Annotated in this window: 10 protein-coding genes (1 of these 10 only partly in view); 3 read left to right on the forward strand and 7 right to left on the reverse strand. The window is 56.2% G+C overall.

Annotation, left to right across the window (positions count from 1 at the left end):
• From QCD60_RS08840 to tkt, 5 genes are all read right to left on the reverse strand, one after another.
• Positions 1-870: the 5' portion of an alpha/beta hydrolase gene (locus tag QCD60_RS08840; RefSeq protein ID WP_279784371.1), read on the reverse strand. The gene continues 141 nt to the left of window position 1, outside the view; the window shows 870 of its 1,011 coding nt (coding positions 1-870); the start codon lies at positions 868-870; its stop codon lies off the left edge, out of view.
• Between the two features lie 63 nt (positions 871-933).
• Positions 934-1,998: a class II fructose-bisphosphate aldolase gene (gene fba / locus QCD60_RS08845; RefSeq protein WP_104157270.1), complete on the reverse strand. Its 1,065-nt coding sequence runs from the start codon at positions 1,996-1,998 to the stop codon at positions 934-936.
• A 155-nt stretch (positions 1,999-2,153) separates the two neighbouring features.
• A complete protein-coding gene (locus QCD60_RS08850; protein WP_279784376.1) occupies positions 2,154-3,317 on the reverse strand; it encodes a phosphoglycerate kinase in 1,164 nt (387 codons plus the stop codon).
• Between the two features lie 37 nt (positions 3,318-3,354).
• A complete protein-coding gene (locus tag QCD60_RS08855; protein ID WP_279784379.1) occupies positions 3,355-4,380 on the reverse strand; it encodes a glyceraldehyde 3-phosphate dehydrogenase NAD-binding domain-containing protein in 1,026 nt (341 codons plus the stop codon).
• 110 nt (positions 4,381-4,490) lie between these two features.
• Entirely contained in the window at positions 4,491-6,488 is a 1,998-nt protein-coding gene (gene tkt, locus QCD60_RS08860; RefSeq protein ID WP_279784381.1) for a transketolase, read from the reverse strand.
• 293 nt (positions 6,489-6,781) lie between these two features.
• On the opposite strand from tkt, the gene metK reads away from it, so the two are divergent.
• Entirely contained in the window at positions 6,782-7,972 is a 1,191-nt protein-coding gene (gene metK / locus QCD60_RS08865; protein ID WP_110189592.1) for a methionine adenosyltransferase, read from the forward strand.
• 108 nt (positions 7,973-8,080) lie between these two features.
• On the opposite strand, the gene mscL is transcribed toward metK, so the two are convergent.
• Positions 8,081-8,548, reverse strand: coding sequence for a large-conductance mechanosensitive channel protein MscL (gene mscL, locus QCD60_RS08870; RefSeq protein ID WP_104157265.1), 468 nt, complete (start codon positions 8,546-8,548; stop codon positions 8,081-8,083).
• Between the two features lie 189 nt (positions 8,549-8,737).
• Complete coding sequence (locus tag QCD60_RS08875; protein ID WP_279784386.1) at positions 8,738-9,520, reverse strand: DUF481 domain-containing protein; 783 nt, start codon at positions 9,518-9,520, stop codon at positions 8,738-8,740.
• 229 nt (positions 9,521-9,749) lie between these two features.
• On the opposite strand from QCD60_RS08875, the gene QCD60_RS08880 reads away from it, so the two are divergent.
• Positions 9,750-10,511, forward strand: coding sequence for a 16S rRNA (uracil(1498)-N(3))-methyltransferase (locus tag QCD60_RS08880; RefSeq protein ID WP_279784388.1), 762 nt, complete (start codon positions 9,750-9,752; stop codon positions 10,509-10,511).
• A gap of 174 nt (positions 10,512-10,685) precedes the next feature.
• Positions 10,686-11,639 carry a glutathione synthase gene (gene gshB / locus QCD60_RS08885; RefSeq protein WP_279784390.1) on the forward strand — a complete coding sequence of 318 codons (954 nt, stop codon included), beginning with the start codon at positions 10,686-10,688 and terminating at the stop codon, positions 11,637-11,639.
• The last annotated feature ends 12 nt before the right edge of the window (positions 11,640-11,651 follow it).

An 11,651-nucleotide genomic window follows, 5' to 3' on the forward strand; every position in this document is an offset into this window, starting at 1 on the left:
CGCCCCCTCTATCCAATGAAGTTGCGATTCCGGGAACAGCTGTCGGTATGCCTTCATGTTGGTACCTGCATCAACCGTCGTATCGTCTGTTCCCTGCAGCAACTGGAGAGGAAAGCCTGAAGGTGCCGATTGTTCCATCATGGCAGTCCAGCGAATCAATGCCCCGATCCAGCTGACAGACAGAGACTCAGGCTGCAAAGCGTCGTGCTGCTGCAGAAAACAATTGAAGCCTTCGTCGTGACTCACCGACCGAAAGGCTCTTTGCACTTTCTTCAAAAACGGCGACAACAACATATAGAGACAACGGATCTGGAAAAAGCGACGCGGATACAACAATGGCGCCAGAGCAGAGACACAGCTAAAAGCAGCTGCCAATTCGTCGTCATGCAGCAATGCGTCGAGCAGAATACCTCCCCCCGTGCTCTGCCCCACAGCAAACAATGGCCCTGCTGCAGGCAAGCAATACTCATTGACGACTACACGCAGTACAGACTGATAAGTAGCGAAGTCATCAATACCTGCTCGCTCACCCGACGACAGCCCATGCCCCGGCAAATCGAACACGTAGACCTGCAGACTATGTTGCAGAGCCAGCTCATAAACCTTGCCAAACAGGCCAATGTGATCGGTATAGCCAGTGACCACCAGCAGCGTTCCCAATGGCGTGACCGAAGGAACGAAGTGACACAGGTTGATCTGCATTCCGGCAATATCACACCCACCCAGTTCGACCGTCGCACAGCAACGCTGTGCCAGCTGGCGCAGACCATAGTGCTCGGCATATTGCTGCAGACTGACTGGCAGATCGGTCAAGTCACAGGGAAAAATAGGCAGCTGCTCCTGTAGTGCGGCAAGCGAAGGAAAATCCATAGATACCTTTAAAGCAAAATGCCTGCCGGCGAACCGACAGGCATTGTGTGAGGCGGTAGAGGATTAAACGACTTTCGCGTCTAACTCACCTTTTGCATACGCAACAGACATGGCGTCAAGAGAAATCACCTTGATCTTGTCTGCCTGCCCCGCTGTGCCGAACGCTTCATAACGCGCGATACAGATGTCACGCATTGCATCCACGGTTTTGGCCAGATACTTGCGAGGATCGAATTCGCTCTTGTTCTGTGCCATAAAGCGGCGGATGGCGCCGGTAGAAGCCAGACGCAAGTCAGTATCAATGTTGACCTTGCGCACACCGTACTTGATGCCTTCCACAATCTCTTCGACTGGCACACCGTAAGTTTCAGGAATTTCACCACCGAACTCATTGATGATCGCCAGCCAGTCCTGAGGCACAGAGGAAGAACCATGCATAACCAGATGGGTATTAGGAATACGCTGGTGAATTGCTTTGATGCGCTCGATAGCCAGAATGTCGCCGGTCGGTGGACGGGTGAACTTGTACGCACCATGACTGGTACCAATGGCAATCGCCAGTGCATCCACATTAGTGGCTTTAACGAACTGAGCCGCTTCTTCAGGATCAGTCAGCAACTGGCTGTGATCCAGCGTTCCTTCAGCACCAACACCATCTTCCTCACCTGCCTGACCGGTTTCCAGAGAACCCAGACAGCCCAGCTCACCTTCCACAGACACGCCGCAAGCGTGTGCCATTTCTACGGTGCGACGAGTCACATCAACGTTATAGTCATAATCAGCAGGAGTCTTACCATCTTCTCTGAGAGAACCGTCCATCATGACCGAGCTGAAGCCCAGCTGAATGGAACGCTGGCAGATGGCAGGGCTGGTGCCATGATCCTGGTGCATCACCACAGGGATATGCGGAAACTCTTCAATGGCAGCCAGAATCAGATGACGCAGGAAAGGCGCACCTGCGTATTTGCGGGCACCGGCAGAGGCCTGCACAATCACCGGAGAGTTGGTTCTATCCGCCGCTTCCATAATGGCGCGCATCTGCTCAAGGTTGTTGACGTTAAATGCTGGTACGCCATAACCGAACTCGGCAGCGTGATCCAGCAGCTGACGCATACTGATAAGAGCCATGTGTTAATCCTCTCTGGACGTTCGGGTTCGTCCGATTAATAGATAGTCATCTCTGCCCTGACAGGCAATGGTGCAATCTGCGCAGGCTGGCAGCCTGCAGCAGAGTGCATGGGATGGCAAAAAGTCACCTTGCCTGCCATCCGGAAGCATACTGCTCAGGCAGCACGTTCCTGCAGCATCGCCACCGCGGGCAATACTTTCCCTTCCACAAACTCGAGGAAGGCCCCACCACCGGTGGAAATATACGACACCTGTTCAGCGATACCATATTTATCAATGGCCGCCAGCGTATCGCCACCACCAGCGATAGAGAACGCCGACGAGGAGGCAATGGCCATAGACAATGTTCTGGTACCTTCACCAAACTGATCAAATTCAAAAACACCTACAGGACCATTCCACAGGATGGTCTGACTGGATGTCAGCATCTGCGCCAACTTCTCTGCAGTTTTTGGACCGATATCCAGGATCATGTCGTCATCACTGACATCATCAACACTCTTCACCGTTGCTTCAGCATCCGCTGCAAAGGCCTTGGCAACCACCACGTCCTCCGGCAGAGGAATGCTGACCTTGGCCATCAGCGCCCTGGCAGTCTCCAGCAGATCAGGCTCATACAGTGACTTACCGACGTTTTTTCCAGCAGCGGCCAGGAAAGTATTGGCAATCCCCCCCCCCACGATCAGCTGATCACAGATCACGCTCAGTGAGTTCAGCACATCCAGCTTGGTAGATACCTTGGAGCCGCCAACAATGGCCGCCATGGGCTTGGCAGGTTTATCCAACGCTTTACCCAGCGCATCCAACTCTGCTGCCAGCAGCGGGCCAGCACAAGCGATGGGAGCAAACTGACCGACACCGTGGGTGGAAGCCTGAGCGCGATGCGCGGTACCAAAGGCATCCATCACATATACATCACACAGTGCTGCCATTTTCTTCGACAGTTCTTCGCTGTTCTTGCCTTCACCCTTGTTGAAACGCACGTTCTCGAACAGCACGACATCACCATCGTTGAGCTTCAGCTCGGCATCCAGCCAGTCGCGGATCACCGGCACTTCACGACCCAGCAACTTGCCCAGATGTTCAGCCACTGGCTGCAGCGAACTGGCCTGATCAAACACGCCTTCCTCGGGACGGCCCAGATGCGACATCAGCATGACCTTGGCACCTTTCTCCATGGCCAGTCTGATGGTGGGCAAGGAGGCCTGAATACGGGCATCCGACGTGACCTTGCCATCCTTGACGGGGACGTTCAGGTCTTCACGGATCAGCACACGCTTACCAGCCAGATCCAGATCAGTCATCTTGATTACGTTCATGGGTCTTCCTGAGGACAGTCAGTTAACAAATAGAATTTCAGCGAGTGGCAAGGCCGAGCCAGTACCGCGACACATCCAGCATGCGGTTGGCAAAGCCCCACTCGTTATCAAACCAGCACATCAGTTTCAGCATCCGCTCACCACTGACCCGCGTCTGGGTACCGTCTACAACAACGGAGCGCACATCATGGTTGAAATCCACCGAGGCATGCGGCTCTTCGGTGTACCCCAGCAAACCACGCAACGGCTCCAGCTCACTGGCCTTGCGCAGCAGTGCATTCACTTCCGTCGCCGTTACTGCCTGATTCAGATTAAGGGTGATATCCATGGCCGACACATTAATGGTTGGCACACGCATGGCAAGGCATTGGAAACGACCAGAAAGATGCGGTAGCAGACGGTCAAGACCGCGCGCCAGACCGGTATCCACCGGAATAATGGAACTCAGCGCACTGCGGGTCAGACGCAGATTGGTATGATGATAGGCATCAATGACCGGCTGATCATTCATGGCCGAGTGAATCGTCGTGGTCACACCACACTCGATACCGAACTGCCGATCCAGCAGATCCAGTACCGGCACCAGACAGTTCGTGGTGCAGGATGCCGCTGATACGATACGCTGCCCGGCAGCCAGCTGCTGATGGTTAATACCGTAAACGATGGTGGCATCCACATCAGCAGAAGCAGGCTGTGAGAAAAGCAACCGCTGTGCGCCTGCCTGCAGGTGTGTCTCCGCCGCAGCGCGCTCGCTGAATGAACCTGAACATTCCAGCACCAGATCCACATCGAGCTCAGCCCAGGGCAAGTTTTCTGGCTGGCGTTCATTCAGCACCAGAATACGGTCATCGCCGATGCGCATCGCCTCGCCTTCACGACTGACCGGTAGCGGAAACCGCCCATGAGTAGTGTCGTAACGCGTCAGGTAGGCCACTGTATCAATATCTGACAGCTCGTTAAGTGCCACGACCTGTAGCTGTTCACGATATCCGCCTTCATACAGTGCACGCAAAACGCACTGCCCGATCCTTCCATAACCATTGATGGCAACACGGTACGCCATGAATCACGTCACCTTGCAAAGATACCCGCACAACCACTGCAGAATGGATTCAGCAGCATGAAGATGCACAAAGGGGGCTAATAATGCCCCCTTTGTAAACTGGCTGTCGATTAGACCAACAGCGACTTGGCCGTGGCCACGACGTTGTCGACGGTAAAGCCGAACAACTTGAACAGCGCACCGGCCGGAGCTGACTCACCAAAGGTTGTCATACCGACGATCTTGCCGTTCAGGCCCACGTACTTGTACCAGAAGTCAGCATGAGCCGCTTCAACCGCTACACGTGCAGTGACTGCAGCGGGCAGAACAGCCTCACGGTACGCCGCTTCCTGACGGTCAAAGACGTCAGTAGAAGCCATGGATACCACACGTACCCTGACGCCTTCGGCAGCCAGCTGCTCAGCGGCCTTCACCGTCAGCTCCACTTCCGAACCAGTAGCAATCAGAATCAATTGCGGCTGACCATCGCAATCCACCAGCACATAACCGCCACGTGCCACATTGGCCAGCTGTTCGTCGCTGCGTGGCATGTGCATCAGATTCTGACGGGAGAACACCAGCGCGCTGGGACCATCTGCACGCACAACAGCCTGCTTCCAGGCCACAGCTGACTCAACCGCATCACAGGGACGCCATACGTCCAGATTCGGCGTGCTGCGCATGTTGGCCAGCTGCTCAATAGGCTGGTGAGTCGGGCCGTCTTCACCCAGACCGATGGAGTCATGGGTATAAACGAAGATGTTGCGCAGTTTCATCAGCGCCGCCATGCGCACGGCATTGCGGGCATATTCCATGAAGACCAGGAAAGTAGCGCCATAAGGAATGAAGCCGCCGTGCAGCGTCAGACCATTCATGATGGCGCTCATACCGAATTCGCGCACGCCGTAATAAATGTAGTTGCCCGCAGCATCTTCAGCCGATACGCCCTTGGCACCTTTCCACAGAGTCAGGTTGGAACCCGCCAGATCCGCTGAGCCGCCCAGCAGCTCAGGCAGCATGGGCGCAAAAGCGTTGATGCTGTTCTGTGAAGCCTTGCGTGAAGCGATAGTTTCGCCTTTTTCCTGACAGGCACGAATATAGGCATCAGCATCGGCCACGAACGTGGCAGGCAGCTCGCCACTGATGCGACGCAGCAGGTCAGCAGCCAGCTCAGGGTAAGCTTCCTGATAACGGGCAAACAGGTCATTCCACTGGTTTTCCTGTTTAGTGCCACGCTTCTGCGCATTCCACTCGGCGTAAATATCTTCCGGTACTTCGAATGCAGGATGAGACCAGCCCAGCGCTTCACGGGTCAGCGCCACTTCGGCTTCACCCAGTGCCGCACCATGACAGTCTTCTTTACCCTGCTTGTTCGGTGAACCGAAACCGATAATGGTCTTGCAGCAGATCAGAGTGGGCTTGTCAGATTCCTGACGCGCCTCCTTAATGGCTTCCTTGATCGCTTTGGCATCGTGACCATCGACATCCTTGATGACATGCCAGCCATAGGACTTGAAGCGCCTGGCGGTATCGTCGGTAAACCAGCCTTCCACTTCCCCGTCGATGGAAATGCCGTTGTCGTCATAGAACGCAATCAGTTTGCCCAGCCCCAGCGTACCCGCCAGTGAGCATACTTCATGGGAAATACCTTCCATCATGCAGCCGTCACCGAGGAACACGTAGGTGTGGTGGTCCACAAGATCAAAGCCATCACGGTTAAAATTGGCCGCCAGTACCTTTTCGGCCAGAGCCATACCCACGGCGTTGGCAATCCCCTGTCCCAGCGGACCCGTGGTGGTTTCGACACCGGGGCAATAACCATACTCAGGATGCCCGGCGGTTTTGGAATGCAGTTGGCGGAAGTTTTTCAGGTCATCAATGCTGACGTCATAGCCAGTCAGATGCAGCAGACTGTAGATCAGCATGGAACCATGGCCATTGGACAGCACGAAGCGGTCGCGGTTGAACCAGTGCGGATTGGTAGGATTGTGCTGCATGAAGTCGTTCCACAGCACTTCGGCAATATCTGCCATGCCCATCGGGGCACCGGGATGGCCGGAGTTGGCTTTCTGCACGGCATCCATACTCAGTGCACGGATAGCGTTGGCAAGATCTCGACGAGAAGGCATTATCAGTCTCCTGGGGGATGGTCGCATTAGCCCGTGATGAAAATTGCGCCATATTGTCCCTGTCCATTCCCTGAACTGCAATGTCTGCTTGCTGATTGGCGTTGATTTTGCCTCATTTAGCCCAAGTGGCGATGAAATTCGGGAAAATTCGCCCTCATCCATGGCCCACCCCTGCCCAGACGGGTATACTTGCCGATTCTGTCGCTCCGGCAGAACTCCCACGGCCCGCAAGGCCCGTAATTAAGTCACTGCTCCCAGCTCGGGAGTACTCAATTATGAGGCTTATCTCACAAATGAGCAGCTATCGTATTTTCACCTCCGAATCCGTCTCTGAAGGTCATCCCGACAAAATCGCGGACCAGATCTCCGACGCGGTACTCGATGCCATCATCAGTCAGGACAAATATGCCCGCGTGGCCTGTGAAACACTGGTCAAGACCGGTGTGGCAATCGTAGCCGGAGAAATCTCCACCTCTGCATGGGTAGATCTGGAAGACCTGGTGCGCAAAGTCATCTGCGACATCGGCTACACCTCTTCCGACGTCGGTTTTGACGGTGCTACCTGCGGCATTCTGAATATCATCGGCAAACAGTCCATCGACATCGCTCAGGGCGTAGACCGCTCCAGGCCAGAAGATCAGGGCGCCGGTGACCAGGGTCTGATGTTTGGCTATGCCAGCAACGAGACCGATGTACTGATGCCCGCCCCTATCTGCTACGCCCACCGTCTGGTTGAGCGTCAGGCAGAAGCGCGCAAATCCGGTCTGCTACCCTGGCTGCGTCCCGATGCGAAGAGCCAGGTCACCTTCCGCTATGAAGACGGCAAGGTTGCCGGTATCGACGCCGTCGTACTGTCTACCCAGCACAATCCTGACGTGAAGCAGTCTGACCTGCGTGAAGCGGTCATGGAGCTGATCATCAAGCACGTTCTGCCCGCAGAATGGATCAGCAAGGACACCCAGTTCCACATCAACCCCACCGGCCAGTTCATCATTGGCGGCCCGGTAGGTGACTGTGGTCTGACCGGCCGCAAGATCATCGTTGATACCTACGGTGGTATGGCTCGTCACGGTGGTGGCGCCTTCTCCGGCAAGGACCCATCGAAAGTGGACCGTTCTGCCGCCTACGCTGGCCGCTATGTTGCCAAGAACATCGTGGCTGCCGGTCTGGCAGATCAGTGCGAAATTCAGGTCTCCTACGCCATCGGCGTTGCCCAGCCGACCTCTATCTCTATCAATACCTTCGGCACTGGCAAGGTAAGCGAAGAGCGTCTGATCGAACTGGTACGTCGCCACTTCGACCTGCGTCCGTATGCCATCACCACCATGCTGGACCTGCTGCATCCAATGTATCAGGCGACCGCTTCCTATGGTCACTTCGGTCGTAACCCCTATGAAATGACTGTGAACGGTGAAACCTTCACTGCCTTCACCTGGGAACGTACCGACAAAGCCGAAGCACTGCGTGCTGACGCGGGTCTGTAATGCGCTGATTGCCGCATTATGACCGGGCCGTCAGCCATGGCAGCCCAATAGCACAACACCCCGCCTCGGCGGGGTGTTGTGCTTTCTGCCACCAGCAAAGGCGGCGGATCAGACCGAACTGGTCAGCTCCGAAGTGCAGCACGGGCAGCGGGTAGCCTTGAGAGGGATGGCGCTGAAGCAGAAGCCGCACTCTTTGGTGGTCGGTGCTGCAGCGGGCGCTTCCTCGGCCTTGCCACTCTCCTGCAACTTGTTCATGGCCTTGATCAGCATGAACAGCGCAAATGCCATGATCACAAAGCTGATGACAGAGTTAATAAACAGCCCGACGTTAAGGGTAACCGCCCCTGCCGCTTTGGCCGCTGCCAGAGTAGCGTAGTGCGCCCCTTCGGCTGCAGGCTTCAGCGTGACGAACAGATCACTGAAGTCGACATTCCCCAGCAGCATGCCGATCGGTGGCATCAGCACATCATCCACCATGCTTTTGACGATTGTCCCGAACGCACCACCGATGATGATACCTACGGCCATATCCACTACGTTGCCGCGCAGGGCAAACTTCTTAAACTCTTCCAGCATTGCTCTCGCTCCTTTGCATGACCATCTTGCCATTCCTCAGATGACGAGCTATACGCCTGACAGGCGCACCCTGACCCCACGGGTGGTGATCACAGGCAAGTGTACGTTGAGAACGCCGGGAATGCTTAGTGAAATCCAGTCATTAGTACCGTTTCTTTACCGTTACTCCCAGATAGACGCAGATCAGTCCTACTTGAAGGTGTACACCAGCGTTACTGCCGTCTGGGTGTCGGTTTTATCGACCCCTTCATCCACCTGGGTGTTATGGCTGACGGCAAAGGAGGTCTTCAATGCCAGCGTGCTGTTGATATTGACGCGTAGTGCTGTTTCCGACTTGAAGCGGCTGTTCTGGGCGGCATCCAGTGCCAGATCACTGCTCAGGGTCTGACTGAACCGCGTGGTGGGGCTGATCTTGTACTTGTAGGATGCCGACAGGCGCAGAATGCCATACCGTGCACTGCCGCCCTGCTCTTCCTGATTGAACGCCACGCCCGGACCGATGTTGACGTCGAGCGTCTGCTGCTGGCCGGCCAGCAGCCGGTTGGCATAACCCAGTGCCACCGAGCCCTGATACTGATAACCACTGAAGCGGTCCTGCTCGTAAGAGCCATAGATAAATACCGCTTTGTTCTTTTCATCCAGCTTGTAGTTACCCTGTGCCGAAGCGAACCAGCGCTGCGCCGAGGTACTGTACCCCGTGTCGCTGTCATCGGTCTTATCTCGGGTATAGAGGCCATCAAAGGTGTACTCATTACGCCATTGCGGCAGTTCCTGACTGACATCCAGTTTGGCTTTGACCGACGACGTACTGGTGTTACCCGTGGTTTGCATCAGCCCCAGTTCAGCATCCGCACTCCACGGCGGCTCGCTGGCATTATCATCCGCCCATACCGGCCCACTGATACAGCCCAGCAGACAACCTGCACATTTCCATAGCCTCCGGCGCCCGTGCCGCTCCCGCCCTCTGTTCATGTCTGTCATCTCCCTCTGTTCAGCACCGCTGCCACCCGCTGCTGTGCCGCCACTGGCCGGACTATGTTCGGATAGTTGGCGAGACAACGGGTTATCAGTCTGTTTCCTTGTGCATCCGCACGCGGGTGGAGCCATGGCCACCACTCTGATAGAAGGGGAAGGCGCCAGCTGTGCATCCGCACGCGGGTGGAGCCATGGGGTAACTGTGATATGAGGTAACTGTGATAGCATGTCGGCTCCGTTCATCAGTCAGTTTGTTGTCATGCGCATACCGCGAATCTACCAGGCCGACGCTGTCCAGCAGGGTCAGGTACTTACCCTGTCCGACAGTGCTTTCCAACACAGCGTCAAAGTGCTGCGGCTGCAGCCCGGCCATGAGCTGGAACTGTTCAATGGCCAGCTCCGGGGCTATTTCCGTGCCCGCCTGCTGGAGGTGGGAAAACGTCAGGCCAGTGTCGAACTGTATGACTTTTTTCCCCATGACAACGAATCACCACTACGGGTACATATCGGTCAGGCCATGTCGCGTGGCGAGCGCATGGACTATGCCGTGCAGAAAGCCACCGAAATGGGCATGGCCAGCATGACACCGCTGTTTACCGAGCGTTGTGAAGTCAAACTGCAGGGGGAACGCCAGGACAAACGCCTGCAGCACTGGCAGCAGGTGGCCATCAGTGCCTGCGAGCAATGCATTCGCCCGGTATTACCCGATATTAACGAACCGATGCTGCTGAAAGACTGGCTGCACAGTGTCGAGGCCGACCTCAAGCTGGTATTGCATCACCGAACGGTTTCCCCTCTGCGTGAGCTGCCCAGACCAGGCTCCGTAGCCCTGCTGATCGGCCCGGAAGGGGGCCTGAGCGAAGAAGAAATCGCTCAGGCGGAGGCCGCTGGCTTCTTGCCAGTCACCCTCGGTCCACGGGTACTGCGTACCGAAACCGCACCGGTGACGGCCCTGTCGGTGTGTCAGATGCTGTGGGGCGATCTCTGACTCATCGTGCGATGACGGTGATGCACTTGCGGAATACCCGCCAAGTCCCTATTTAGGCAAATGAATTTTCCGGTCGGCCCGGCTCGCGACGAGAGACCGGCCTGCCGTTCAGACATCATTCCATTGGTTTCGCGCACCAGCGGTTGCGGCCGGAACGAACAAAGGGAGAGCGCTATGTCCGTAGTCAATGTTGGCGTCGTCATGGATCCGATCCAGGCGATCAACTACAAGAAAGACAGTTCCCTGGCCATGCTGGTCGCGGCGCAGGAGCGCGGCTGGCAGCTGCATTACATGGAGCAGAAGGATCTCTACTCCCGTGACGGTCAGTCGATGGCGGTGATGCGCCCCCTCAAGGTTGCCTACGATCCTGAGCACTGGTACGAACTGGGTGACGTGGTTCACCGTCCCCTGTCAGACATGCAGGTTATCCTGATGCGCAAGGATCCTCCTTTCGACAACGAGTTCATCTACAGCACCTATCTGCTGGAGCAGGCTGAGACCCAGGGTACGCTGGTGGTCAACAAGCCACAGAGCCTGCGTGACTGCAACGAGAAAGTCTTTGCTACCCAGTTCCCGCAGCTGACGCCACCGGTACTGGTCAGCCGTCGCGCCGATCTGCTGCGCGCCTTCCTCGGTGAGCATCAGGATGTGATCTACAAACCGCTGGATGGCATGGGTGGCAGCGCCATCTTCCGTGTGCGTGCCGGAGACCCCAACCTCAACGTGATTCTGGAAACCCTGACCGCCTTCGGCAAACAGCAGATCATGGCGCAGAAGTTCATCCCCGAAATTAGTGCTGGGGATAAACGTATTCTGATGATCGACGGCGTACCTGTGGATTATTGTCTGGCACGTATCCCCTCACAGGGCGAAACCCGCGGCAATCTGGCGGCCGGGGGCCGGGGCGAAGGTCGCCCGCTGAGTGAACGGGATCGCTATATTGCCGAACAGGTCGGCCCGGTACTGCGAGAAAAAGGCCTGCTGTTTGTCGGTCTGGATGTCATCGGCGACTACCTGACCGAAATCAACGTCACCAGCCCGACCTGTATCCGCGAGCTGGACAACCAGTTTGGCCTCAACATCGGCGCGCAGCTGATGGATGCCATCGCCGCCAAACTCGGAGTGTAGTACTGAATGCAG

Origin of the sequence: Pokkaliibacter sp. MBI-7 (assembly GCF_029846635.1) — a bacterium.
Classification (GTDB): domain Bacteria; phylum Pseudomonadota; class Gammaproteobacteria; order Pseudomonadales; family Balneatricaceae; genus Pokkaliibacter.